Raw genomic sequence first — 25912 nt, 5'->3', positions numbered from 1 at the left:
AGAACTGTAAAAGCGTATGACTCGGAAATTACAAATTCAGCGGTTGCAGCTAATATCGTAGTGTTAAACAACGATGGTACCGCAGATATCGTGAGAGTTACAGGCTTGGAAGCTGGTGACGTCGTAAACGTATACGATGTTGCAACTGGAGGAGGCTCGGTTGGAATGGCAACAGTTGCAGATGGTAAGACATCTGTAAATGTAACTATTGATCAGCTTTCGGTAAAAGCAGGCAAGGTATATGTAACAATTACCAAAGAGAACAAGCAAGAAAGTACCCGTGTAGTTAAAGATTATATTGCAGAGTAATCATAATAAATAATAATTGCATGTCTGGTTTCTGCTTAGTTGCAGAAACCAGTTTTTTTGTTCTAAGAAGCGGTATTACAACAAAGCGCTGATTCATTATTGTCTATTGATTGAACTAGAACCTTGTTCTTTTATGACCACAAACTAACGGATAGATCAATAGGTTATTTATCTTCAGTTCGTGTTACTGCACTCTTCGAAAGGAAGAGAAGATAAGTTTACAAAAAAATGTTTAACACGGCGTCTACTTTCTTTATAGAAGTCCAAATTTCACTCTTTTCTATTCATAAACTAAGGCAAGTAACCGATAAATAAGATAAATATGTTAATATGCCATTGGAGGTTGTCGAATTGAATCTACAATTTTCACTAACGACCAACACCATGAGCAGCAAAACAGCCGATTTAAGACAACTAAGTGATAATGCTGCTTCTAATCAGGATAAGAATATAAGGAATGTTGTGAAAAGTGGGACTGAGTTAGCGAAACTCGAAAAAGAAGGTGTTCAGGTTTCTCTAGGTGAAGAGCATTTGATTCGTACAATTGAACGTGCTGTAAAGGCACTTCAAGGTCCGTCGACCACTCTTGAAGTCAGTGTGCATGAGAAAACACATGCTATCATGGTGAAGGTCCTTAACAAGGATAGTGGAGAGCTTATTCGGGAAATTCCAGCGGAGAAGACACTGGACTTAGTGGCTAAGATGATGGAAATTGCGGGGATACTCGTAGACGAAAAGGTATAGGGGGAAAGAGAAATGAGAATCAATGGTTTTTCGGGTATGGATGTAGATAGTATGGTATCACAACTAATGACAGCAAAGCGAGCCCCTCTTAATAAACTGAATCAGCAAAAAACTATTCTGCAATGGACCCGTGATAGCTATCGTGAATTGAATAGCAAAATTGTAGATTTTAAAGATAATAAACTTAAATCATATAAGCTTTCAGCGGGTATGAATACCCAACAAGCGGTGTTAACGGGGAATACAACCGCCGTAAAGGCAGAAGCTACTGCTGATGCTAATGGTACGGCTATGTCAATAGAAGTAGTAAGTCTTGCGAAGAAGTCTAACATTCAATCGGAAGCTTTGACAACTGGTGATACAAAAACTGCTCAATTAAGCACTAAGCTTGAAGATTTAGGTGGCGAGATAACCGCTTCAAATTTTGATTTAGTTATCAACGGTAAGCTCTTATCTTTGAGTAAAGACGACACTATCGCGAGTGCGATTAGGAAGATCAATTCGTTACCAAATGCCAATGTTATTGCCGCATTTGATGAAGTGAGCGGTAAATTCTCCGTTATATCCAAAGAGTATGGTAAGGACATTACGGTCGATACCAGCAATTTTAATGCATTTAGTTTTGGGGGAGTGGAGACTGCTAAACAGGCAGTAGTTAATGTGAAAGTAAACCCTTTAGACCCATCAAATACATCAACTAAAACCTTTTATTCTGATAGCAATTCACTCACTGTAAATGGAATTCAACTAAGTTTACTTGCAACCAATACAGCAGCTAATCCCGTTAACATTACAACTACGACGGATAGCACGAAGGCACTGGACACGATTAAGGCTTTTGTCGATAATTATAATGATTTCATTAATACATTTAGTACTAAGGTAAATGAGGAGAAATATAGGACTTATCAACCACTTACAAACGAAGAAAAGAAAGAAATGAAAGATAGTGATGTTATAGCTTGGGAAGCAAAGGCAAAAAGTGGTCTCTTGAAAAATGATGAGATCTTGAAAGCTACCACTTCATCCATGCGTTCAGCCATTATGGAACAACTAAAGGAATTGAGCTCGGTAGGAATAACTACGGGTCAGTATTATGAAAATGGTAAAATTTATATTAATGAAGAGAAGCTAAAAGCAGCGCTTCAGAGTGATCCCCAAAAGGTTACTAACATATTCAAAGGTACAACGGATGGTTCTACGAAGGGGATATTCGAAAAGATAGGAAATACCATGGATGAAGCTCTTACCAAGATGGTAACTAAAGCAGGTACTTCTAAATACTCTTCGGATATAAATAGTGTTTATAAAGAAGAAAGCGTGATGGGTAGAAAGTTAAAAGATTATAATAAGCGGATTTCCAGTCTAGAAGTTCGTCTTGTAGATATGGAGACTAGATACTACAAGCAATTCACGGCAATGGAAAAAGCAATGAATAAATATCAATCACAGTCATCCAGTTTAACAAATTATTCACAATAGAAAGTGAGGGATGAGTATATTGATTACATCTCCTTATGATAAATATAGACAGTCCTCAGTTCAGACATCTAATCCGGCGCAACTTGTTCTTATGCTGTATGATGGAGCCATACGTTTTGTGAAAGCTGGAGTTGAGGGGATACGTAATAGTGATTTACAGAAGGCAAATGATAATTTGGGTAAGGCTCAGACGATCATTAGTGAGTTAATGTCTACATTGGATCATTCATATGATATTTCTAAAAATTTGTACTCTCTATATGATTATATGAATTTTTTACTGATTCAATCTAATATCAAAAAGGTGATAGAGCCTGCAGAAGAGGCACTAAGCTACTTATTGAATCTGCGTGAGACTTGGTTAGAGGCAAGTAAGCTGGTGAATGGGGCTACAAGCAGTGTGGGTGGGAATCACAATGGATAAGTTGATCGATCAGTTGGAGCAGTTAACCAATACCATAATAGACCGACTGGATACGGTATCATTTGAAGAAGTGGAACAATTTGTTGAGGAGCGACAGGAATTTATTACAATGATAGAAATTTTGCTTCAGAGTAGTACAATGAGCAATCATCAGAAAGTGAGAATCCAAAATCTCTTGCAACATGATTCTTCTATTGTTAATCGTATGCAAATTTTGATGGATGAAGCGCGGGAGTGGTTGCAACAACGTAATATTGCAAAAGCGCAGCGTAATGTTTATGACTCTGCATATTCGTCTGAAAGCATATTAATGGATCGCTTTAAATAAAGGGGTATTAGTAATATAGTAAGAATAGCCTATCTACTAATGAGATAGGCTATTCTATGATACATAGTGCGTTAACATGAATTTATTGACATTGAATATCAACAGGTGTTATATTCCTAAAGTAAGCGCTTGCTTACTTTATCTTTAAAAACGAAGGGAATGTTTATTTATGCAAGGAAAAGTGAAATGGTTTAACGCTGAAAAAGGTTTCGGATTCATTGAAACAGAAGATGGTGGCGATGTATTCGTACATTTCTCCGCAATTCAAACAGACGGTTTCAAAAGCTTAGACGAAGGTCAAGCTGTTGAGTTTGACGTTGTTGACGGCGCTCGTGGACCACAAGCTTCTAACGTAATCAAATTATAATCCCTCTGGCTTAAACCAACTCAATAGAGTTGGATCAATTGAATAATAATTTCAGACCCTGGACGATTCCAGGGTCTTTATTTGTCTATTCATCTAGTACATTATTATTGTGGATATATTAACCATGTTTCTTCCTTCTTGATTGGGGTTAATGAAGAGTAACCATCAGGTTATTAATGTAGTTAATTTCTAGATTGATCTACCCATATACGTTGGTTTATTAGGTTCACGTATATAAAATAATAAGTGTTTACATGGTTAATTTAAGACACAGAATTACCTTTTTACTTGGCGTTAACAATTATGATATAATGGTGTTGCAAAGGAGGAGTGCCTTATGAATTTCAGTATTCGAGGTCAACAAATTGAAGTGACAGATGCTTTGAAGGAGTACGTTGATAAGAAGTTCAATAGACTTGAGAAGTATTTCGATGCACCTACTTCAGAAGGATATGTTACGCTGGGTGTCATTCGAGGATTACACACTGTAGAGGTAACCATCCCATTGCCAGGCGTGATGCTTCGTGCAGAAGATCGTAGCGATGATATGTATTCATCCATTGATGCGGTCGTGGACAAGCTAGAACGTCAGATTCGTAAGCATAAGACGAAGCTTAACCGTAAGTTCCGTCAAGAAGGAAGTCTGAAGACGCTATTCACTGAAAGTTCGGGTGCGGCGGGTTCAATCGTAAGTGGCGATCCAGAAGACGAATTAGAAGTAGTTCGTACGAAGCGCTTTTTCCTGAAGCCTATGGATGTTGAAGAAGCTATATTGCAAATGAACATGGTTGGACATAATTTCTTTGTATTCTCTAATATTGATAGCCAAACTGTAAATGTTGTGTACAAACGCGATGATGGCAAGTATGGTCTGATTGAGCAAGATTAGTGTTAAAGTGAAATTTTCCATCTATTACTAAATATTAATGAAATAGAAACCCTATCTGCGCAACGGATAGGGTTCTTTATGCGTATATATAGAATGATCTAAAGAAACTAGCAGGATATCTTGGAATAATATGTAGGCAAAGTTGCCCATAGTTCATTGTATTATAGGTAGAGTTATGTCTTTTGGCTGTAAATAAGAGACAGCCTGTGTTGCGGCATCTGTTGCAAACTGTTACAATTTATGCAAACCAATCATTTAAGAATCAATTTCATTATTAACCCTCGAAGTTATGAAGTTGGTTCTACCATCTGTTTCGGACGAAAGGGGTTAACCATGCTAGGACTAGTCAAAAAAATCTTCGGCGACACCAACGAACGTGATGTCAAACGTCTTATGAAGACGGTCGAACTAATCAACCAAATGGAACCACAATATGTTGCACTCTCAGATGAACAATTGAAAGCGAAGACGGATGAATTCCGTGCTCGTATTGAGAAGGGTGAAACGGTAGAAGAACTGTTACCAGAAGCATTTGCAACCATACGTGAAGCTGCTAAGCGTGTTCTTAACATGCGTCATTTCGATGTACAGTTAGTTGGAGGTATGGCACTCCATGAAGGCAGAATTGCGGAGATGAAGACCGGTGAAGGTAAGACTCTCGTAGGAACGCTTCCTGTGTATTTGAATGCATTGTCGGGAAAAGGTGTGCATGTGGTCACGGTTAATGATTATCTAGCACAACGTGATAGCCAGCAAATGGGACTTATATATGAATTTTTGGGAATGTCTGTTGGGGTCAATTTGAACGGTATGGACCATGCAGATAAACAATTAGCTTATGCGTGTGACATAACGTATGGTACGAACAATGAGTTCGGCTTCGATTACCTACGTGATAACATGGTGCTTTACAAAGAGCAAATGGTACAACGTCCATTGTATTTCTGCATCATAGATGAAGTGGATTCTATCCTTGTCGATGAAGCTCGTACGCCGCTGATTATCTCAGGACAAGCGGAGAAGTCAACGGAGCTGTATTATACAGCAGATCGCTTTGTGAAGCGTCTAGTAGCTGAAGAAGACTACACAGTGGATATTAAGGTTAAGTCCGTTGCACTTACGGAAACCGGGGCAGGTAAAGCGGAGAAGGCGTTCGGTATTGAGAACCTATACGATCACGCTAACGTAACGTTGAATCATCATATCGTACAAGCTCTGAAGGCCAATGTAATCATGCGTCTAGACGTGGATTATGTTGTTGCTGAAGAAGAAGTAATGATCGTAGATGAATTCACAGGCCGTCTGATGGCGGGTCGTCGTTATAGTGATGGACTGCATCAAGCGATCGAAGCGAAGGAAGGCCAAGAGGTACAGAATGAAAGTATGACGCTAGCTACGATTACTTTCCAGAACTACTTCCGGATGTACCTCAAGTTAGCAGGTATGACAGGGACAGCGAAGACCGAGGAAGAAGAATTCAAGAAGATTTATGGCTTGGAAGTTCTTCAAGTGCCAACGAATAAGCCGAATAGACGTGAAGATATGCCTGATGTGGTGTATAAGAGCGAGAAGGGCAAGTTCAAGGCGGTTGTTGAGGAAATTGCTGTACGTCATGCGAAGAACCAACCTGTATTGGTAGGTACGATATCTATCGAGAATTCAGAGCTTGTCTCTGAAATGTTGAAGCGTAAAGGGGTTAAGCATCGCGTTCTGAATGCTAAATACCATGCGGAAGAAGCGGAAATCGTCTCCCAAGCAGGTCAAGCAGGTACGGTTACGATTGCTACGAATATGGCAGGTCGTGGTACGGATATCGTGTTAGGCGATGGTGTATCAGAACTCGGTGGATTGCATATTATGGGTACAGAACGTCATGAATCTCGTCGTATTGATAATCAGCTCCGTGGACGTGCGGGTCGTCAAGGTGACCCTGGATCTACACAGTTCTACTTATCACTTGGTGATGAATTGATGAAACGTTTCGGTGCTGATAATGTACTGAATATGATGGATCGTCTCGGATTTGAAGAAGATCAACCCATCGAGAGCAAGATGATATCTCGTGCTGTGGAATCTGCTCAGAAACGTGTCGAAGGAAATAACTTCGATGCGCGTAAGAACGTACTACAATATGATGATGTTATGAACCAACAACGGGGAATCATTTACAAGCAACGTCGTGAAATTCTTGAGTCTGAGAATATTAAAGAGGTTGTTATGGAAATGCTTAGAAACGTTGTAGACCGGGTAGTTGCTGCACATTGTGTGGATGACATTCCAGAGAACTGGGAGCTTCAAGAAGTAGCGGATTATGTGAATAGTAAGTTGCTAGACGTAGATGCTATCACTCGTGATGATCTATGGGGCAAGGAAGTAGAAGATCTCGTTGAATATATATTCAATCGCGTTGAGGCGAAATATAACGAACGTGAAGAGCGTATTGGAGAAGAGTTAGTACGTGAATTCGAGAAGGTTATCGTACTCCGCTCCGTGGATAGCAAATGGATGGGTCATATTGACGCAATGGATCAGCTTCGTCAAGGGATTCATTTACGAGCATATGGCGGTACCGATCCGTTGCGTGAATATCAATTTGAAGGCTTCGAAATGTTTAATGAGATGACGGCTAATATCCAAGAAGAAGTCGCAACTTACGTGATGAAGGCACAAATTGAAGGTAATCAGGAGCGTCAAGCTGTCGTTGAAGAGAATAAGGTATCAACGAATGGTGAGCCTGCTGTACACAATCCGATCCACGTTGGCCAACAGATTGGGCGAAATGATCCATGCCCATGTGGTAGTGGTAAGAAGTTCAAACAGTGTCACGGACAAGAAGCATAAGATAGGTGGACTTACCCAATGTAATGGGTAATGTGCACAAGTAACTCCCTTAAGCTAAGGAGGTTCTACAGTTAAAGTCACTCTCCGTGTGAGAGGTGGATCTTATGAACTGAAGTTCTTTCTGGTTTGAGGGAGTTTGTGATATTATAAGCTGAAATAGAGTTGTTCTACTTGATGAAGAGGTGACGAGAAAATTATGATCGATCCAAGTATAAGACATGATTTACGTGAAATGAGTACGAAACTTACCAACCTTAGGGGGTCTCTTTGACTTAGATCTTAAGCAAGAGATGATTTCGAACTTTGAGGAAAAGATGTCTGCACCTGATTTCTGGGATGACAGCGAGAAGGCACAGAGCCTGATTGCCGAGCTTAATGGTGTGAAGTCTTCCATAGATGAATACGAGAAACTTCAACGTGAGTTCGATGATGTTGAAATGATGGCTGAACTTGCTGATGAAGAAGAAGATGAAGAGTTATTCGCAGAGATCGTGGCGTCTACGATGAGTCTGAAGAAGAAGTTAGATGATTTTGAATTAGGGTTACTTCTTAGTGAACCTTACGATAAAATGAATGCCATTCTAGAGCTTCACCCGGGTGCGGGTGGTACCGAGTCGCAGGACTGGGGAGAAATGCTACTTAGAATGTATACGCGTTGGGCAGAGAAGCGTGGCTTCAAAGTCGAAACGATGGATTATCAAGCCGGTGATGAGGCAGGTATTAAGAGTGTTACTTTGCTCATCAAAGGATTCAATGCTTATGGGTACCTGAAGGCTGAGAAAGGTGTTCACCGTCTGGTGCGCATATCACCCTTTGACTCATCAGGTAGAAGACACACCTCATTCGTCTCTTGTGATGTGGTACCTGAGATTACAGAAGATGCTGAAGTGGAAATTCGTACAGAAGATTTGAAAATTGATACTTACCGTGCAACAGGTGCGGGGGGACAGCATATCAATACAACAGATTCCGCGGTACGTATTACGCACATTCCCTCAGGTGTAGTCGTGACGAGTCAGGCCGAACGTTCGCAGATTAAGAATAGGAACTGGGCGATGACCGCACTGCGTTCCAAGTTAGTAGAGCAGAAGCTCGAAGAACAACGCAAAGAGTTGGCGGAAATCCGAGGAGAACAATCGGAAATTGCATGGGGAAGCCAGATTCGCTCCTATGTGTTCCATCCCTATAGTATGGTAAAGGATCACCGTACTTCCGTGGAGACGGGGAACATTGGTGCAGTGATGGACGGCGATGTGAATGCTTTTATCGATGGATATTTACGTAGTCAACTTAAAGTTGCAGATAGTGAAGAATAATGAATTTAGAATTCCTACACGGTATATGCGTGTGGGAATTTTTTCTGGAAAAGAAGAGAAATATTAAGTAACATAGCAAAGTAGATGTTAAGAATGAGAGGGGAACAACATAGAATGGCGCAATTAACTCGTGATCGGAGATTTCGCAAACCGATACCTTTGAATGGCCCTGTGAGGCATATTTTAGACAGCATATTTATTATTATTGGTTCCTTGATTATCTCCATAGGATTTAATCTATTTTTTCTACCTAATGGGATTGCTTCTGGCGGCGTATCGGGACTATCGGTTCTAGCCAAATCGTGGCTTGGATTAGAACCTGCATTTACGCAATGGGCTTTGAATATCCCCTTATTTGTATTGGGGTTCCTGTTGTTAGGTACGAACTATGGTATTCGGTCATTACTCGGGAGTATGATCTTACCGTTATTTGTTCTTATGACGAAAGACTGGCCGATCCCAACAGCTAATCCGTTGCTTGCTTCTATTTATGGGGGGATATGTGTTGGTCTCGGTATTGGGCTTGTATTTCGTGGAAGGGGATCAACGGGAGGGCTGACGATACTCGCACAGGTGATTCAGAAGTTAAGTGGTCTGAGCTTCTCGCTATGCGTGGTATTACTAGATGGTACGGTTATTATTCTAGCGGCGTTCGTCATGTCTATGGAACAAGCTTTGTATGCGCTAGTGGCTCTTTACGTGACTGGAAAAGTAATAGATACCGTAGAATTAGGATTTAATTATACGAAGGTCGCATATATTATTTCGGATCATACGGATTCTCTTACCGATGTCATTCTGAGAGATCTAGATCGGGGATTGACTAAGCTTCATGCTCAGGGTGGATATACAGGCGATGAGCGGACAGTGCTGATGGTTGTAGTAGGGCAGAATGAAGTGACACGATTGAAGACGTTGGTTCAATCGGTTGATCCGGGTGCTTTTGTCATCATTAGTAATGCACATGAAGTTCTTGGGGAAGGATTCAAGTTACACCGGTAGAATGTGGGAAGAGAGCAGAAGAGTCGTATTAATAGCTAGATTAAGGTAATGACCAACCCTCCGATTCATCATTTTTTCATGAATGATTGAGCTTGTGAGGGTAAATTTTAATTCAATAAATAGTCAGAAACCATTGTATTTATATTAACTCGGACGTATAATAATACATAATTATAAAAGGGTGTTGATCAAGTAAGGTCTGAGAGGGGAACAGGGGATAATGACAGTAGATTCTAAGATTAGAGTAGCCATTGTGGGTTCTACAGGATATGGTGGTGTGGAATTAATTCGCTTGTTACAGGGGCATCCTCGTGTGGAGATTACCTCAGTCATTTCAACTTCAAGTGCAGGAGTACCGATTTCTAAGGGGTTCCCACATTTAACAAATATTATTACTCAGGATTTGGATGGTCTCGATATTCATAGTATTGCGCAGAAGGCAGACGTTGTATTTACAGCTACACCATCTGGCATTAGTACGCCGCTTGTTCCTCAGTTACTTCAGGCAGGTCTTAAGGTGATTGATCTATCAGGCGATTTCCGTATAAAAGACGGCGCAACATACGAACAGTGGTATAAACATCCAGCAGCTGATCCTGTCTATATTGAACAGGCAGTATACGGGCTTAGTGAAGTATTCGGTGAAGACGTAGTAGGCAAGGATTTTATATCAAATCCGGGGTGTTTCCCAACAGCTACACTCCTTGGACTTGTACCAGCAATCATAGCAGGATGGATCGATCCATCTACCATTATTATTGACGCTAAATCTGGTGTATCTGGTTCGGGACGTGGAACGAGCTTGACGGTACATTATGCAGAGATTAATGAGAATCTACGAGCATATAAAGTAAATAGGCATCAACATATACCTGAGATTGAACAAGTGTTAACTGAACTGACAGGTGAGAAGGTTACAGTAACGTTCACGACGCATCTTACACCGATGACACGAGGCATTATGAGTACAATGTATGCCAAAGTAATAGGGGGACATAGTCAGGCTGATTTTGTTGACTTATACCGTCAGTATTATGAGGGTCGTCCTTTTGTGAGAGTAAGAGACACGGGTGAATGGCCAGCAACGAAAGAAGTAACGGGTTCTAATTTCTGTGACATGGGACTTTTGGTAGATGATAGAACGGGTAGAATTACGATTATTTCAGTCATTGATAACATCGTGAAGGGTGCATCTGGCCAAGCGATTCAGAATTTGAACCTGATGATGGGATGGGAGGAAGATCTCGGTTTAGGTTACACACCTGTGTATCCATAAGTTGGGGCAATCAATTATGGGAAAAGAGAACTTTAATATCATAGATGGCGGTTCTATTATATCGCCGAAGGGTTTCTCCGCAGGCGGCGTGCACTGCGGATTGAAGAAGACAGAGCGCCATGATATCGGCGTGATTGTATGTGAGGTAGTGGCCACAGCAGCGGCTGTGTACACCACAAGCGTGTTCCAAGCGGCGCCACTGAAGGTGACGCGCGAGAGTCTTGTAGACGGCAAGCTGAAGGCCGTCGTGGTCAATAGCGGCAACGCCAATGCTTGCACAGGGCAGCAGGGCGAAGCAGATGCCTATGCGATGCGCGCAGCGATGGCGAAGCAACTTGGCGTAGCGGAGCAAGATGTGGCTGTCGCTTCGACAGGCGTAATCGGGGAGCTACTTAAGATGGACTGCGTACACGCAGGCATCGAAGTATTACCATCACGTCTTAGTAATGAAGCGGTCGGCGCGGAGGACTTCTCACAAGCGATCCTCACCACAGATTTGGTGAAGAAGGAAGCTTGTGTATCTGTCTTAGTCGATGGCAAGGAAGTTATCATTGCTGGAGCGGCGAAGGGGTCAGGGATGATTCATCCGAATATGGCTACGATGTTGGCTTTCATGACGACAGATGTCCGTATCGATCAAGATGCATTGCAACAATTGATGCGTCAAGCTACAGATCTTACATTCAACATGATTACCGTAGATGGTGACACGAGTACGAATGATATGCTCATTACGATGGCAAGCGGGTTGGCTGGCAATGAGGCGATGAATAGTGCTCACCCAGACTGGTCTGCATTTGCTGATGCTTTTACTTATGTATGTCAGAAGCTTGCTATGGCGATTGCGCGTGATGGTGAAGGCGCGACAAGATTGGTTGAAGTCGTTGTCCAAGGAGCAGTGAGTGACAACTCCGCAAGAGCTATTGCTAAGACGATAGTTGGTTCAAGTCTAGTGAAGACTGCGATATTTGGCGCGGATGCCAACTGGGGACGCATTATCGCTGCCATAGGGCGTGCGGGAGAACCTGTAAACCCAGAGCAAGTAGACATTCAATTAGGACATATTACGGTGCTCAAGGGATCGGCTCCTGTAGCATTTGATGAAGAAGAAGCATTGATATATTTGAAAGGTGATACTGTACGTATATTTGTAGACCTGCATGGTGGTACTGGGCAAGCAACCGCATGGGGCTGCGATTTAACATATGATTATGTACGAATTAATGCGGCATATCGGACTTAAAGAGTGAATGTTCAACAAAGTTGAAAGGGCGACACAGTAATGTCGTCTCAACTTGTTGGTATGAGAGGGGAAATCATACTTATTATGAGAACGATACTGGAGAGTCATGAGGCAGGGGAGCTTCAAGCGGATACTGTCCAAGAGAGTTTTGTGATGAAATGTGGTGGGAGTACGCTTGCGGCTTTGCCGGATTCCTTCTTCCATGACTTAAGACAATTGCAGCAGAGTGGGATGCAACCTGTCATCGTTCATGGTGGTGGGCCAGCTATCTCGGATAATCTTGCGAAACTTGGTATTGAGAGTGAATTTGTTCATGGATTACGTAAGACGACGGAAGATGTTCTTGATGTCGTGGAGATGGTGCTATCGGGTAGCATCAACAAACAGATTGTTCGTCGAATTCAGAACGTGGGTGGTCGTGCATGGGGTCTTTCCGGTGTAGATGGGTCTCTCATTCAAGCTAAGCCAGTTGCCAATAGCGCAGAGGTTGGCTTTGTTGGAGAAGTTACTCATGTTGAAGCGAACATAATACAAGGCGTGCAAGACATGGGGTATATCCCAGTGATCGCACCGATCGGTATTGATCTATCCGGTCAACGCTATAACATTAATGCGGATACGGCGGCAGGAGCAGTGGCTTCGCATTTAGGCGTTAGACGTATGATTGTCGTAACAGACGTTCCAGGGATTATGAAGTCAGTGAATGGCGAGAAAGTAGTACTGTCCTCCGTTACCGTGCAAGAAATTGATGACATGATTGAGACTGGCGAAATCTATGGTGGAATGATTCCGAAAGTACGGGCGGCGATGAGTTGTATTCATGGCGAGGTTCAAGAAGTCGTAATTGTAGACGGAAGCGAACCGCAGGTGCTTAGCCGCGTTATGCAAGGTGAGATCATCGGGACTCGCATTGCTCGAGGATAGAGACGTTAAACTTTAAACATATAAATAGATTGGAGTGAAGATGAGTGATGGGAATACAGGAGAAACAGAGTGATGTTGGGAATACAGGAGTAGTCGATTCAGCAACAGTAGGAGCAAAGAGTCAAACGACGAGTTCGTTATTTCCGACATATGCTCGATACCCAATTAGCTTGGTTAAAGGCGAAGGTAGCTGGTTGTGGGATGATCAGGGCAACAAATATTTAGATTTCATGAGCGGATTAGCGGTCACGAATCTGGGTCATGCGCCGATAAAAGTAAAAGAAAAGTTGAAGCAACAACTTGATGAGTTATGGCATGTATCTAACTTGTTCCAGATTCCGAATCAGGAGAAGGCAGCTTCTTTGTTGACATCCATTTCATGCGGAGATGCGGTTTTCTTTTGTAACAGTGGTGCAGAAGCGAATGAAGCTGCAATTAAGCTGGCCCGTCGTTATCATCAGAAGACCAAAGGAACTGGACGTTATGAAGTGATTACGTTCAATCAATCCTTTCATGGACGGACGTTGGCTACACTAACGGCAACAGGTCAGGATAAAGTGAAGGAAGGTTATCTACCCCTTCCAGCCGGATTCAAGACGGTTCCATTACATGATCTAGAAGCGTTGAAGGCAGCTATAAGTGATCAGACCGCAGCGGTAATGATAGAAATGGTACTTGCCGAAGGCGGCGTTCATCCTGTTGAACCTGAATTCTTGAAGGCCGTTGCTGAATTATGTAAGCAAGAAGGATTATTGCTTATCTTTGATGAAGTTCAGACAGGAATGGGACGTACGGGTAAATGGTTTGCTCATGAACATTACGGTGTTGAACCTGATATATTCACAGTTGCCAAGGGGCTAGCGAGCGGATTCCCAGCGGGTGCGATGTTGGGTAAGGAATTCTTGCGTGATACATTTACAGCGGGTAGTCATGCAACAACGTTTGGTGGAACGCCACTAGCAACAGCAGCGATCATTGCAACAATTGAGACGATGATAGAAGATAATATTCCTGAGCGTGCGGCGAAGATGAGTGAGTACTTATTTAAGCAGTTGAATGAGAAGCTGGCGGGACTTTCTTTTGTCAAAGGAATAAGAGGATTAGGGTTACTGGTAGGTATTGAGTGCGAGGAATCCGTAGGCAACATCGTGTTAGAAGGGCAGAAACGGGGACTGTTATTTGTAAATGCAGGTCCGAACGTGATTCGCCTGTTGCCGAACTTATATGTAACTGAGCAAGAGATTGATCAAGCCGTAGCGATTGTAGTAGACCTGATTCACGATCATATAGCAGCTAAGAATGTCTAATTAGATATTACGCATTAAAGGAGGATACGAAGAATGACACAGACGCAGATTGAGCAGAACCACGCGAATAACTTAAAAGGGCGGGATTTCATCGAGTTGGATGATTTCACACCAGATGAGATTCAATATTTAATCGATTTGGCGATTGAAATAAAGCACAAACAGAAGAGTGGAGAGGTATATCAACCTCTTAAAGGCAAGACGATTGGACTTATTTTTGAGAAATCCTCAACACGTACGCGTGTATCTTTTGAAGTGGGAGCCTTTCAATTGGGGGCTCATGCACTCTTCCTGAGCAAGAATGATATACAGCTGGGTCGTGGAGAGATCATTAGTGATACAGCACAAGTGTTATCTCGTTATTTGGACGGTATGATGATCCGAACGTTCGGACATGAGAATGTCATTGACTTAGCGCGTTATGCTACGGTACCTGTAATTAATGGACTCAGTGATCTAGCGCATCCTTGCCAAGTGTTGGCTGATTATCAGACGGTGTATGAACACAAAGGGAAGTTAAAAGGATTGAAGCTTGCCTATATCGGCGATGGTAATAACATGGCACACTCCCTTATGATTGGTGGCGCTAAGCTTGGCGTTCATGTATCGGTAGCAACACCAGAAGGCTACGAGCCTGATGCATCTGTTGTGAAAGAATGCCTTGAGATTGCTCGTGAGACAGGTTCTCAGATCGTAGTAACACGCAGTCCCCAGGAAGCTGTTAAAGACGCAGATGTTATTTATACAGATGTTTGGGCAAGTATGGGCTTTGAGGAAGAACAGAAGATTCGTGAAGCTGCTTTTAAAGACTATCAAGTGGATGAACAGCTTGTTCAAGGGGCTAAGAGTGACTATCTCTTCATGCACTGTCTACCAGCACATCGTGGTGAAGAAGTGAGTGAAGGCGTCATTGACGGAAGCAATTCAGTTATCTTTGATCAAGCAGAGAACCGTCTACATGCACAAAAGGCCTTGATGGCTGCATTGATGGGATAAATGATTCATAGTATGATTAATTCATAGATTGAATTAATATTCAGTATAGAAGTTCATATAAGGATTTAGGGGAAGGAAGTTATAGGTTATGGCAAAAGAAAAAATAGTACTCGCATACTCCGGAGGACTTGATACATCAATCATTCTGAAGTGGCTTAAAGAAACATACGATGCAGAGATTATCGCTTTCACAGCGGATATTGGTCAAAAAGAAGAGTTAGATGGCTTGGAGGAAAAAGCTCTAGCTACTGGCGCTTCCAAAGTATATATTGATGATTTGCGTGATGAGTTCGCTAATGACTTCATCTATCCGATGTTCCAATCGGGCGCTCTATACGAAGGTCAATACCTATTAGGTACGAGTATTGCTCGTCCGTTGATCGCTAAACGTATGGTGGATATCGCACGTGCAGAAGGCGCAACTATGATTGCTCACGGAGCAACAGGTAAAGGGAATGACCAAGTTCGCTTCGAACTTGGCGTGGCTGCACTTGCACCAGAGATCAACGTGATCGCGCCATGGCGCCTAGAAGAGTTCCGTAATGAGTTCCCAGGACGTGCTGAAATGATCGCTTATGCGGAGAAACATGGTATTCCAGTAACCGCTTCTGCGGCGAAGTCCTATTCCATGGATCGTAACTTGCTACATATTAGTTATGAGAGTGGCGTGCTTGAAGATCCTTGGTTCGATGCTAGCACACCTGAGAATAAAGACATGTTCTTACTCAGCGCATCCCCTGAGGATGCACCGGATGAGGCAGAATACTTAGAGCTTGAATTTGTACAGGGAGATTGTGTGGCTCTGAATGGTAATAAATTAACACCACTTCAAGTGATGGAGCAATTAAATGAGCTTGGTGGTAAGCATGGTATTGGTCGTGTAGATATGGTAGAGAACCGTTTCGTAGGGATGAAGAGCCGCGGGATCTATGAGACACCAGGTGGAACCATTCTATTCACTGCTCATCGCAAAATGGAGTCCATCACGATGGACCGTGAAGTGATGAACCTACGTGATAGCTTGATCACTCGTTATAGTACACTTGTCTATAATGGTTTCTGGTTCGCACCAGAACGTCTTACACTTCAGGCGCTTGTAAAAGAGAGCCAGAACAACGTAACCGGTACTGTACGAGTTAAGCTGTACAAAGGAAATGTGATTAGTGCTGGTGTGAAGAGCCCAGTGAGTTTATATAACCCAGAAATCGCAACGATGGAAGCTGATCCAACGCAAGCATATGATCAAGGGGATGCAACAGGATTCATTCACCTGAATGCTTTGCGCCTTAAAGTAGCAGCTGGCGTACAACAAAACAAATAATTAAAAATGCAATAATAAATTGAGCTATTAGGCAGTAATTGGCCGTTCCTTGTCCGTTCACGAGAAGGAGCGGCCCTCTGTTGTCATAAGAAGGGAGAGCATGATCATGAGTAAATTATGGGGAGGGCGCTTTACGAAGCAGACCAACCATTTGGTAGAGGAATATACAGCTTCCATCGGGTTCGACAAGGCGCTTGCAGAAGAAGATATTCAAGGTAGCTTAGCTCATGTAACGATGCTAGGTAAGTGTGGTATCGTTCCAGAGGAAGATGCAGAGACAATTCGTCAGGGGCTGAAGAAAGTATTAGATAGAATTCGTTCGGGTGAGATCGAGTTCTCTGTCTCGGATGAAGATATTCATATGAATATTGAGAAGAATCTTATTGATGAGATCGGACCTGTAGGTGGAAAGTTACATACAGGACGCAGCCGTAATGACCAAGTGGCTACAGATATGCACTTGTACTTACGCAAGCGTGTTGTAGCGCTTACGGCAATGCTACAGGAACTACAAGCTTCGCTGATTACACAGGCGAAAGACAACGTGGATACTATCGTTCCTGGATATACGCATTTGCAACGGGCACAGCCTATTCTATTCGCTCATCATCTAATGGCGTATGTATCGATGTTCGGACGCGATGCAGAACGACTAATGGATAGCTATAAACGGATTAACATTCTTCCACTCGGAGCGGGTGCACTAGCAGGCACGACGTTTCCAATTGATCGCCATTTCGTAGCAGAGCAACTTGGGTTCGATGGTGTGTACGAGAACAGTCTAGATGCAGTAAGTGATCGCGATTTCATCGTTGAATTTCTCGCGAATGCTTCACTTATCATGACGCATCTGTCCCGACTAAGTGAGGAACTTGTTCTGTGGAGTAGCACAGAGTTCAGCTTCGTTGAGTTGGATGATGCATTCTGTACAGGTAGTAGCATTATGCCACAGAAGAAGAATCCAGACGTGCCAGAATTAGTGCGCGGTAAGACGGGTCGTGTATACGGGAATTTGATCGGACTTCTTACAGTATTGAAGTCACTTCCTTTGGCTTATAACAAAGATATGCAAGAAGACAAAGAGGGTATGTTCGATACGGTGGCTACACTTGAGGGTGCACTTCAATTGTTTGCCCCAATGATTGCGACTATGAAAGTAAACAAAGGTCGTATGCGTGAAGCTGTGAACAAGGACTTCTCTAATGCAACAGATATCGCTGATTTCTTGGTTAACAAAGGGTTACCATTCCGTCAAGCGCATGAGGTTATTGGTAAGACAGTACTTTACTGTATTCAGAACAGTAAGTATTTGTTAGATCTCACACTTGAGGAATTCCAACAATTCTCAGAATTGTTCGATGACCGAATCTACGATGTGCTTCAACCGGAAGCGGTAGTGAACGCCCGTAACGTATATGGTGGCACAGCAACGGTACAAGTTGTAGCTGCTATTGAACGTAGTGAAGCAGCACTTCAGTCTGCGAAGAAATGGGTAGAGCAACACGACGAAGAGTCGTATCTAGCCTAATGAAATAACATTTTAATACACATCAGGTTGTTGTACTTTAAGCTTAATAAGGGATTACCCAAGAGCCTTCAATTTCACGGATGTATCGTGCTTTTGAAGGTTCTTTGATATGTGCATATAGATATGAGTAAAGATCAATGCTACTAAAACGAATTTACAACGTAACAATGTTATGTTACACTACGAGTGAAGGAGGAGATGACTATGGACGACGATTTAATATCTAAAAAAGAACTGTTAGAAATCACCGGAATCTCTTATGGGCAACTGTATCGCTGGAAACGTAAAATCCTTATCCCAGAGGATTGGTTTATCCGTAAATCTTCTTATACAGGACAGGAAACATTTTTTCCAAGGCATAAAATCATTGCCCGTGTAGATAAAATTATTAACATGAAAGATGATCTTTCCTTAGATGAACTTGCAGATGTCTTCTCACCCAACGCAGGAGAGACGTCACTTCGCTCAACAGAACTAATAGAACGTAACATTGTGTCGTCAATGACGTTGGATTTATACGTTGAAATTCAAGGGAAGCAGGATGACTTCACATTCGATAACATTCTTTGTATATACATACTAGAGAAATTACTTAAGAGTGGGGAACTATCACGTGATGAGGGCGTAATGCTCGTTAGAACGATGGAAGAACACTACGGTAAATTGGCTGGAAAGAACGGTGAATTGGTACTTATACGTAAAATGGGCGTATCGACATTGTTTCTTACGGAATCAGCGGATCAAATGTATTTCGATACAGGCGTGAAGTGGGTTATTCGGTTACCACTTGCTACTAGTATTGAAGAATTGAAATTAAAAATGAATGAAAGAGAGGAATAGTAGATGGAGCAGAAACAGCAACCTAGGAATGATCTGAACATATCTGGTATTGGACGAATGGGCGGCGGGGTATTTAAGGACGTTAAGATTGATGGCATGGGTAAGATTGGTGGAGACATCGATTGCTTAGCGTTCACAAGTAACGGTACCGTAGGGGTCGAAGGCTCGTTACAAGCAGAATCGATGAACATTAATGGGACGGCTAAAGTGGAAGGAACGGCTACTTTGGATAAGATGGTCATTGGTGGAATGTCTACATTTGATGATAACGTCTATTGTCGCTCTGTCGTCATTAATGGAAGAGTGACCTTTGGAGAGAGTCTGAAGAGCGATAAGGTGGAAGTGGGAGGCATATTGAAGGCGAAAGGGGATGTGCAGTGTGAGACCTTTTCGGTTAAAGGACATTTCACGATCGGTGGATTATTGAATGCTGATCATGTAGATATTAAGCTGAATTTGCCGTGTTCCGCACAAGAGATTGGAGGAGAACACATCGTCGTGAGGAAATGGAAGAGCCCAAGGTTCTGGGAACAAATTCAGCACGGTTTCTCAATTCGACTAAAAGCACATAATATTGAAGGAAATCATATCGATCTGGAGTACGCGGAGGTAGATACCGTTCGCGGTAACGATGTGAGTATTGGTCCAGGTTGCACCATTCGGCTAGTGGAATATAAGAATACCATTCATCTAGATCCTGAATCAAAAGTAGGGTCTTGTGTACGAATATAATCTCCAACATGGAATGTGTATAAATACAAATATAACGACAAACTTGGATAAGGGGGAAGTTAAGTGAAGATGAGCGGATTTAGATCGGATTCAACACAATTGAAAGATCTAAGAATCACAGGGAATGGGAGTTCAGGTGGAGGTCAGTACGACAAGGTTAAAATATTAGGAGATAGCGTTATTCATGGAGATGTTAAATGTAATCTTTTCAAATGTACGGGCACGGTGTCTGTAGAGGGATTTCTCGAGTCAGGTAACGTTGGCTGTCAAGGGAATATGAAGGTCCTTCAAGGGTTGCAGGGGCAAGAAGTTTCAATTCAAGGAGAGTTAGACGTGATAGGGGATGTGTCTGTCCAGACATTGAAGGTGAATGGGGAAATCCGAGTAGAAGGTCATCTGAATGCTGAGAAGTTAAAAGGACAAGGTAGCTTGAACATATCAGGCGATTGTCAGGGAGAAGAAGTAATTATACGCGGCTCATTAGATGTTGCAAACATGTTGAACGGGGAAGTTGTTGAAATAAAGCTGTACGGACCTAGTCGTGCACGTGAGATTGGTGGAGGCAAGATCACAATTACCAAAGCAATGACAATTCCCTTTATCGGAAAATACTCTCCTGGTGCATATGGTGCTATGCAGGCAGATAGTATTGAAGGCGATGAGATTCACTTAGAGAATACAAAAGCTGCAGTGGTTCGTGGACGTAATGTCTATATTGGTTCTGGTTGTGAGATTGGCCTTGTTGAATACAAGAACGAATACAAACAAGATCAAGGAGCGGTAGTCGTTCAATATAATAGAATATAGAGTACTACTTGCCCGAACCCATTGGGTCGATAAACCGGAAATAAGTTAATTTCATATTATGTATAGATCATCTGAGTTGTGAGATAACTTAGTTGTGTGAAGATGTTATTAACAAGCGAAGGAGAGGCTTACGCTATGAAAGTAATCATATCCCAAATGGAAGCTATAGAAAAAGGCATCTGGGATGATATCATCATCCTATTCGGTTTAGATAAGGAGGCTGAATTTTGGCCTACGGAGGAGTTCATATTGACCGAACAGCAAGCCAAGCAGCTCGGAATCATTTGCTAAGAGATGTTCATACTCTCATATAAAGATAAACGACGACGATCCGAGTAGGAGCGCCGTTTTTTGTCTTTCCAGTGCAATTAACGACCATTATATAGGATTTGTTCTTTACTTTGACATTGACCTTGCCCTTGACCTTGCCTTTTATTTTTTCTCTTACCAAGGTGTGTTGTGTCCACTGGAGCGCCGATAGGCGAACGCCTTTAAAACCGGGAAATTCCCTTCATCTCCAATCGAATCCTATTTCCCGGTTTTAACAGCGGTGGAAGGGGATACAACGCATCTCCCACATCGTTTAAAAATTCGGTCCACTCACACCATCCTCAATAATAGACTTTTCCTTAGGAACGAGGGGTGTGTCTTGATCCATCTGGTTATCGGGATGGATGCCAATTAGCGTCTTCTGTGGGAGATAGGTGTCATGAGAGATTCGCTTACGTTCTTTGACGACACCATCAACTTTTTTAATCCGATAAGTATCAACGATATAACCTGATTTTCCGATTTGGATGACTTCTTGATTTCCAACCGGAAGTGTTGAATTATGAACATATTTCTGAGAGGGCGTAAGTGTCTCTACCGTGATTGATTCAATGTCATATGTAATATGATCAGGGAAAGTACCAAAGAACTTTACTGTGAGGATCCTGCCTTGAACAGCAACATGAATCAACAGATATTTACCGGTATTATTCTTGAAACGGAAATTGATCGATCCTGTAGCGAAAGTCGCATCTTGGCCTTTTGGCAAATAACGAACAGGTAGAGAATGGTTTCGGCGTTCCACAATATCCATCCCCGTACGAATCGCTGCACTATAAATTGTGCTGGATACTTGGCATATACCTCCGCCAATCCCTGGCACCAGTTTGCCATTAAGAATGACAGGGGCTTCTTTGAATCCGTATTTGTCCTCCGCTAAGGCAATGATTTTGCCGTAATCAAACACATCTCCAGGTTTCAATAGTAATCCATCGGTCGCTTGTGCTGCTGAAGTCACATTAAATAGTCTGCCCTCACTACTGGAATCTAGAGAAGTCGAGAATTCCATGATTTTGCGTTCTATGCCTTCCGCTTTCAAATCGATAACACTAATTTCAGGATGCGCCATCATCACAGGAAGTTGTATCTTAAGAGGAAGGCTTGCAGGATGTACTATTTCTTTGAAATCTTGTGGTATCAAAGAAACCATACGTTTGGTAAGGGTCTCCCAGTCTAGACGCAATGCTGACACTTCAGGTGTATATACAATTTGATCATCGGCTGTAATTCGCCGTGTCGCATTGATAGGGACACCGAATCGCTCTTTCTCCCACAACTTATTAAATTTTAATTTCATAGGAGTAGGATTCCAGTGTGGAGTGATAGCAAAACTCTTTTCGAAATGCCAACGGTAGGATACACGCGCAAATAAGTTGCCTTCTTTTAAATTGCTGATAGCAAGACGAAATGTATCTGCCTCGTATCGCACACCAGCGTTAGTGAGTGTCCATCCCTTATCTAATAACTTTTGATTCTCCACGGAGATATAAAGTGGTGTCTGTTCAAGCTGTTGAAACTTAAGTTCGAGTTCTTTCAGTACGACATCCGTTTTCATACCTCCAACAGCCCAACCGGATATTTTTACTCCTTGGGGTAGTGTGTTTTGGCTCACATATAGATGACATAAGCCAAATAAAACGGACACAGTCAGTAGAATAATGGATAAGATTAGTTTAAGTTGATTTTTTTTCATAGGTCACACCTTTTCTAACTTCTTATTAGTCGTTATTACTACACTTGTCTATGTATATGTAAGGGAAATGGAATAATTTCGGGTACTCAAAAGGTAACAAATTTGTTACAATAAATATTAGTGGTGAAATTTAAAGTTTTTTAAAGGAAATGGCTAGAACATGTCGAAATAATATTGTCTGATTATGGAATTGGGAAGTGATAATGTGATAGAAATGCAAGATGTATGGAAGACATATAAGAATGGAACGAATGCCCTACAGGGTGTCACCGTAAAGATTGACCGTAATGAGTTTGTATATGTTGTTGGTCCCTCTGGGGCAGGTAAATCGACGTTTATGAAGCTTATCTATAGAGAAGAAGTTCCCACCAAAGGCCAAATATCAGTAAACGGATTTAACATTGGTAAGCTTAAGCCACGTAAAATTCCTTATGTTCGCCGTAATATCGGTGTTATTTTTCAGGATTTCAGACTCCTTCCTCGTATGACAGCTTATGAGAATGTTGCGTTCGCTATGGAAGTTATTGAAACGCCGAAGAAAGTAATCAAGAAGCGGGTAATGGAAGTATTGGATCTCGTGGGACTCAAGAATAAAGCTGGACGTGAGCCAGATCAACTCTCAGGTGGGGAACAGCAACGGATAGCGATCGCTAGAGCCATTGTGAATAACCCTGCTGTTATTATTGCGGACGAGCCTACAGGTAATTTAGATCCTGAGACTTCATGGGGCATTATGCAGTTACTTGACGAGATTAACTTTCGTGGGACTACCATCGTGATGGCTACTCATAACAAAGATATCGTGAATAAAATGCGTAAACGTGTTATTGCAATCGAGCAAGGGAACATTGTGAGAGACCAGTTGAGAGGGGAATATGGATATGAGTTTTAACACCTTCTTGCGGCATCTGCGCGAAGGGTGCAAGAACGTATTCCGTAATGGTTGGATGTCCATTGCTTCCATTACATCCATTGTGGTCTCTCTTTTCGTGCTAGGTGTATTTATTTTGTTGGTTGTAAATGTGAATCAGTTAGCGGATGAAGTGGATAGTCAAGTTGAGATTAAGGTATATTTGAATCTCGATGTAAATGAGCAAATGCGTGGAAAGATCCAGACAGAGATTGGACTTATGCCTGAGGTTAGCAAGATTACCTTTATATCTAAAGAGCAAGGATTGAAAGAATTCAGTGAGAGCCTAGGTGAAGATGGTAAGGCATTACTGGAAGGTTTCGATAAAGATCATAATCCGCTACCAGATACATTGTCGGTGGAAGTTGTCGAGGCAACAACAGTAGCCCATGTTGCGGACAAAGTCACTGGACTTAACGAGAGTCATCCTGAAAAGCCGATCATGAAGGTGAAGTACGGTGAGGGCGCTGTTGAGAAGTTATTCAAGATTACGCGTGCTGTACGGAACATAGGATTTATATTTGTTATAGGTCTTGGAATCATGTCGATGTTCTTAATATCGAATACGATTAGAGTCACCATATTGGCGCGCCGTCGTGAGATTGGAATTATGAAATTAGTGGGGGCGACGAATTATTTCATCCGCTGGCCTTTCTTTATAGAAGGTGCACTTATCGGAGGGATTGGGTCATTAACCACTGTGGGGCTATTGCTCTTTGGTTACGATCAGTTATTCAAGGCATTTAGCGGGGATATTACACTAGGTATAGTATTGCTTCCGTTATCAGATATATGGATGTATCTAAGTGTTTTGTTATTAGCCATCGGTATTTTGATTGGCATCTGGGGAAGTACCGTTTCCATTCGTAAATTTTTGAAGGTATAGCTGAGAATCACGAGCTTCTTTGATGGCCTACGTTGACGACATATATACGTAATAGAGTTTAGTAAAGGATGGCGAACCCAATTTGAAAAAATTTAGTCTTATAATAGCTGTTATTATGGTAGCGACCTTCATATTTCAACCTGTGGATGGTTATGCCAAGAAGAAAACAGTGAGTGATATCGAACATGAATTGAAAGTGTTACAACAACAGGCGAAAGCTGCTAGAGTAGAACAGGAAAAAGCCTCTTCAGACAAGAAGGAAGCGGAGCACTATAAGAATAAAACAACAGAATATTTGCAGACTGTAATGATGCAAGTAGATACCGTTAAGAGTAAGCTTTCGGATATTTCGAAGCAACTTCACAACACCAAGGAAAGTTTAACATTAGCGGCGACAGAACTAGATGCTGCGGAAGAACGGATTGCCTCTCGGGAAGTTATGCTGGGATCTCGCGTAAGACTTATGTACACGGACGGGTCTATTTCTTATCTTGAGGTGTTGATGTCTTCCAGTAGCTTTAGTGACTTCCTTGTTCGAGCTGATTCTCTAAAGATGATTGTTGATCAGGATCAGAACTTACTTGTTGAACACAAGAAGGACAAAGAGACTGTCGTTGAGAAGCAGAGTGAATTAGAATTACAATATGCGAAGGCTGAAAGTCTCTATTCTGAAATGGAGTCACAGAAGAGCATATTGAGCGCGAAAGAAGCGGAGAAGAAATCTTTGATTGCTATGTATGATGAAGAAATTCAGCACTCCGATGAGTTAACAGAAGATCAGGAGCAGAAGCTCGTGGCGCTTGCGAGCAATCGATCAGCTCTACTACAGCAGAAGAACAAGTTAGTAGCTGAGGAAACGGCACGCGTTAAGGCAGCGAAGGCTGCTGCTAAGAAGCGTGCAGCAGCGGCGGCAAAAGCGGCAGCGGCAGCTAAGAAGTCTTCCAATGTAACTAGTAATGCAGTAGCATCCTTTAGTGGTAGTGGAGGTCCGTTATTGATGCCAGTAGGAAGTGCACGTATTTCTTCAGGTTTCGGTAGACGAACACATCCAGTGACGGGTGAAGTAGGTAAGATGCATACAGGTGTTGATTTTGCCGTAGGGCAGGGAACATCAGTTCATTCAGCGGAAGCAGGAACCGTGATTTTGGCAGAGTGGTACAGTGGTTATGGGAATGCTGTTATCGTTGATCATGGGGGTGGCATGTGGACGTTATATGGACATCTTCGTAATGGAGGTACCAATGTAAAAGTAGGTGACCGAGTTAGCAAAGGGGAAAAAATTGCAGAGTCTGGAAGCACAGGCCAGAGCACAGGACCCCATTTACATTTTGAAGTGCGTATCAATGGCAGTAGGGTTGATCCTATGCCTTACCTATAACATCTAAATCATGCTATGATTATAAATATTCCAACCCAT

24 protein-coding genes and 1 pseudogene are annotated in these 25912 nt (G+C 42.3%); 24 read left to right on the top strand and 1 reads right to left on the bottom strand.

Annotated features, from left to right (window positions below; genetic code table 11):
* The 21 genes and pseudogenes from PBAT_RS25680 to PBAT_RS25675 all read left to right on the top strand — a co-directional run.
* Positions 1 to 309: pseudogene (locus PBAT_RS25680) on the top strand (hypothetical protein); the annotation flags it as partial.
* Between the two features lie 351 nt (positions 310 to 660).
* Positions 661 to 1053 carry a flagellar protein FlaG gene (locus PBAT_RS20940; protein WP_068652583.1) on the top strand — a complete coding sequence of 131 codons (393 nt, stop codon included), beginning with the start codon at positions 661 to 663 and terminating at the stop codon, positions 1051 to 1053.
* Positions 1054 to 1065: 12 nt separating this feature from the next.
* The gene (gene fliD / locus PBAT_RS20935; RefSeq protein ID WP_068652581.1) at positions 1066 to 2535 is read left to right on the top strand and encodes a flagellar filament capping protein FliD; all 1470 of its coding nucleotides are present in this window, start codon (positions 1066 to 1068) and stop codon (positions 2533 to 2535) included.
* Between the two features lie 19 nt (positions 2536 to 2554).
* A complete protein-coding gene (fliS, locus tag PBAT_RS20930; RefSeq protein WP_068652594.1) occupies positions 2555 to 2959 on the top strand; it encodes a flagellar export chaperone FliS in 405 nt (134 codons plus the stop codon).
* Complete coding sequence (locus tag PBAT_RS20925; RefSeq protein WP_068652579.1) at positions 2952 to 3287, top strand: hypothetical protein; 336 nt, start codon at positions 2952 to 2954, stop codon at positions 3285 to 3287. The genes fliS and PBAT_RS20925 overlap by 8 nt, the downstream gene beginning before the upstream one ends.
* A 169-nt stretch (positions 3288 to 3456) precedes the next feature.
* Complete coding sequence (locus PBAT_RS20920) at positions 3457 to 3654, top strand: cold shock domain-containing protein (protein ID WP_068652577.1); 198 nt, start codon at positions 3457 to 3459, stop codon at positions 3652 to 3654.
* Between the two features lie 337 nt (positions 3655 to 3991).
* Complete coding sequence (gene hpf / locus PBAT_RS20915; RefSeq protein ID WP_068584166.1) at positions 3992 to 4543, top strand: ribosome hibernation-promoting factor, HPF/YfiA family; 552 nt, start codon at positions 3992 to 3994, stop codon at positions 4541 to 4543.
* Positions 4544 to 4876: 333 nt separating this feature from the next.
* On the top strand, positions 4877 to 7384 hold the full coding sequence (gene secA, locus PBAT_RS20910; protein ID WP_068652575.1) for a preprotein translocase subunit SecA: 2508 nt from the start codon (positions 4877 to 4879) through the stop codon (positions 7382 to 7384).
* A gap of 196 nt (positions 7385 to 7580) precedes the next feature.
* Positions 7581 to 8700, top strand: a protein-coding gene (prfB, locus tag PBAT_RS20905) for a peptide chain release factor 2 (protein ID WP_246168355.1) whose coding sequence is annotated in 2 segments (ribosomal slippage) — positions 7581 to 7652 and positions 7654 to 8700 — 1119 coding nt in all. Because the reading frame shifts where the segments join, the coding sequence is not laid out codon by codon here.
* Positions 8701 to 8814: 114 nt separating this feature from the next.
* Positions 8815 to 9702, top strand: a complete 888-nt coding sequence (locus PBAT_RS20900; RefSeq protein ID WP_068652571.1) for a YitT family protein — start codon at positions 8815 to 8817, stop codon at positions 9700 to 9702.
* A 220-nt stretch (positions 9703 to 9922) separates the two neighbouring features.
* A complete protein-coding gene (argC, locus tag PBAT_RS20895) occupies positions 9923 to 10978 on the top strand; it encodes an N-acetyl-gamma-glutamyl-phosphate reductase (RefSeq protein WP_068652568.1) in 1056 nt (351 codons plus the stop codon).
* A 16-nt stretch (positions 10979 to 10994) separates the two neighbouring features.
* A complete protein-coding gene (gene argJ, locus PBAT_RS20890; RefSeq protein ID WP_068652566.1) occupies positions 10995 to 12221 on the top strand; it encodes a bifunctional glutamate N-acetyltransferase/amino-acid acetyltransferase ArgJ in 1227 nt (408 codons plus the stop codon).
* A gap of 84 nt (positions 12222 to 12305) precedes the next feature.
* Entirely contained in the window at positions 12306 to 13145 is an 840-nt protein-coding gene (argB, locus tag PBAT_RS20885) for an acetylglutamate kinase (RefSeq protein WP_068652592.1), read from the top strand.
* 47 nt (positions 13146 to 13192) lie between these two features.
* Positions 13193 to 14452 carry an acetylornithine transaminase gene (locus PBAT_RS20880; RefSeq protein WP_084403292.1) on the top strand — a complete coding sequence of 420 codons (1260 nt, stop codon included), beginning with the start codon at positions 13193 to 13195 and terminating at the stop codon, positions 14450 to 14452.
* A 33-nt stretch (positions 14453 to 14485) separates the two neighbouring features.
* Positions 14486 to 15448, top strand: coding sequence for an ornithine carbamoyltransferase (gene argF / locus PBAT_RS20875; RefSeq protein ID WP_068652563.1), 963 nt, complete (start codon positions 14486 to 14488; stop codon positions 15446 to 15448).
* An 88-nt stretch (positions 15449 to 15536) separates the two neighbouring features.
* Positions 15537 to 16769 carry an argininosuccinate synthase gene (locus PBAT_RS20870; protein WP_068652561.1) on the top strand — a complete coding sequence of 411 codons (1233 nt, stop codon included), beginning with the start codon at positions 15537 to 15539 and terminating at the stop codon, positions 16767 to 16769.
* Positions 16770 to 16875: 106 nt separating this feature from the next.
* Positions 16876 to 18297 (top strand): argininosuccinate lyase, encoded by a 1422-nt coding sequence (gene argH, locus PBAT_RS20865; protein ID WP_068652559.1) that lies wholly within the window; start codon positions 16876 to 16878, stop codon positions 18295 to 18297.
* 204 nt (positions 18298 to 18501) lie between these two features.
* Positions 18502 to 19137: a YhbD family protein gene (locus tag PBAT_RS20860; protein ID WP_068652557.1), complete on the top strand. Its 636-nt coding sequence runs from the start codon at positions 18502 to 18504 to the stop codon at positions 19135 to 19137.
* Between the two features lie 3 nt (positions 19138 to 19140).
* Positions 19141 to 19869, top strand: a complete 729-nt coding sequence (locus PBAT_RS20855; protein WP_068652555.1) for a bactofilin family protein — start codon at positions 19141 to 19143, stop codon at positions 19867 to 19869.
* 63 nt (positions 19870 to 19932) lie between these two features.
* Complete coding sequence (locus PBAT_RS20850) at positions 19933 to 20676, top strand: hypothetical protein (protein ID WP_084403291.1); 744 nt, start codon at positions 19933 to 19935, stop codon at positions 20674 to 20676.
* 135 nt (positions 20677 to 20811) lie between these two features.
* Positions 20812 to 20967, top strand: coding sequence for a hypothetical protein (locus PBAT_RS25675; RefSeq protein WP_169810152.1), 156 nt, complete (start codon positions 20812 to 20814; stop codon positions 20965 to 20967).
* Between the two features lie 292 nt (positions 20968 to 21259).
* Here PBAT_RS25675 and PBAT_RS20845 read toward each other — a convergent pair whose 3' ends face one another.
* Positions 21260 to 22699 (bottom strand): VanW family protein, encoded by a 1440-nt coding sequence (locus PBAT_RS20845; protein ID WP_068652553.1) that lies wholly within the window; start codon positions 22697 to 22699, stop codon positions 21260 to 21262.
* A gap of 205 nt (positions 22700 to 22904) precedes the next feature.
* Between PBAT_RS20845 and ftsE the strand changes: the two genes are divergently transcribed.
* The 3 genes from ftsE to PBAT_RS20830 all read left to right on the top strand — a co-directional run bounded on the left by ftsE (position 22905) and on the right by PBAT_RS20830 (position 25873).
* Entirely contained in the window at positions 22905 to 23591 is a 687-nt protein-coding gene (gene ftsE, locus PBAT_RS20840) for a cell division ATP-binding protein FtsE (protein WP_068584449.1), read from the top strand.
* Entirely contained in the window at positions 23581 to 24495 is a 915-nt protein-coding gene (gene ftsX / locus PBAT_RS20835; RefSeq protein WP_068652551.1) for a permease-like cell division protein FtsX, read from the top strand. Before ftsE ends, ftsX begins: the two co-directional genes overlap by 11 nt.
* Positions 24496 to 24577: 82 nt before the next feature.
* On the top strand, positions 24578 to 25873 hold the full coding sequence (locus PBAT_RS20830; protein ID WP_068652549.1) for a murein hydrolase activator EnvC family protein: 1296 nt from the start codon (positions 24578 to 24580) through the stop codon (positions 25871 to 25873).
* Positions 25874 to 25912: the final 39 nt, after the last annotated feature.

The organism is Paenibacillus antarcticus (assembly GCF_001637225.1).
In the GTDB taxonomy this organism is placed as follows: Bacteria; Bacillota; Bacilli; order Paenibacillales; family Paenibacillaceae; genus Paenibacillus_AQ; species Paenibacillus_AQ antarcticus.
The sequence above is the reverse complement of the archived record's forward strand: the minus strand, read 5'-3'. Positions and strand labels throughout refer to the sequence as shown.

Excerpts from the sequence above, each read along its gene's own strand:
- fliD (WP_068652581.1), top strand. The coding sequence starts at position 1,066 with ATGAGAATCAATGGTTTTTCGGGTATGGATGTAGATAGTATGGTATCA.
- PBAT_RS20925 (WP_068652579.1), top strand. The coding sequence starts at position 2,952 with ATGGATAAGTTGATCGATCAGTTGGAGCAGTTAACCAATACCATAATA.
- PBAT_RS20920 (WP_068652577.1), top strand. The coding sequence starts at position 3,457 with ATGCAAGGAAAAGTGAAATGGTTTAACGCTGAAAAAGGTTTCGGATTC.
- hpf (WP_068584166.1), top strand. The coding sequence starts at position 3,992 with ATGAATTTCAGTATTCGAGGTCAACAAATTGAAGTGACAGATGCTTTG.
- secA (WP_068652575.1), top strand. The coding sequence starts at position 4,877 with ATGCTAGGACTAGTCAAAAAAATCTTCGGCGACACCAACGAACGTGAT.
- PBAT_RS20900 (WP_068652571.1), top strand. The coding sequence starts at position 8,815 with ATGGCGCAATTAACTCGTGATCGGAGATTTCGCAAACCGATACCTTTG.
- argC (WP_068652568.1), top strand. The coding sequence starts at position 9,923 with ATGACAGTAGATTCTAAGATTAGAGTAGCCATTGTGGGTTCTACAGGA.
- argJ (WP_068652566.1), top strand. The coding sequence starts at position 10,995 with ATGGGAAAAGAGAACTTTAATATCATAGATGGCGGTTCTATTATATCG.
- argB (WP_068652592.1), top strand. The coding sequence starts at position 12,306 with ATGAGAACGATACTGGAGAGTCATGAGGCAGGGGAGCTTCAAGCGGAT.
- PBAT_RS20880 (WP_084403292.1), top strand. The coding sequence starts at position 13,193 with ATGGGAATACAGGAGAAACAGAGTGATGTTGGGAATACAGGAGTAGTC.
- argF (WP_068652563.1), top strand. The coding sequence starts at position 14,486 with ATGACACAGACGCAGATTGAGCAGAACCACGCGAATAACTTAAAAGGG.
- PBAT_RS20870 (WP_068652561.1), top strand. The coding sequence starts at position 15,537 with ATGGCAAAAGAAAAAATAGTACTCGCATACTCCGGAGGACTTGATACA.
- argH (WP_068652559.1), top strand. The coding sequence starts at position 16,876 with ATGAGTAAATTATGGGGAGGGCGCTTTACGAAGCAGACCAACCATTTG.
- PBAT_RS20860 (WP_068652557.1), top strand. The coding sequence starts at position 18,502 with ATGGACGACGATTTAATATCTAAAAAAGAACTGTTAGAAATCACCGGA.
- PBAT_RS20855 (WP_068652555.1), top strand. The coding sequence starts at position 19,141 with ATGGAGCAGAAACAGCAACCTAGGAATGATCTGAACATATCTGGTATT.
- PBAT_RS25675 (WP_169810152.1), top strand. The coding sequence starts at position 20,812 with ATGAAAGTAATCATATCCCAAATGGAAGCTATAGAAAAAGGCATCTGG.
- PBAT_RS20845 (WP_068652553.1), bottom strand. The coding sequence starts at position 22,699 with ATGAAAAAAAATCAACTTAAACTAATCTTATCCATTATTCTACTGACT.
- ftsX (WP_068652551.1), top strand. The coding sequence starts at position 23,581 with ATGAGTTTTAACACCTTCTTGCGGCATCTGCGCGAAGGGTGCAAGAAC.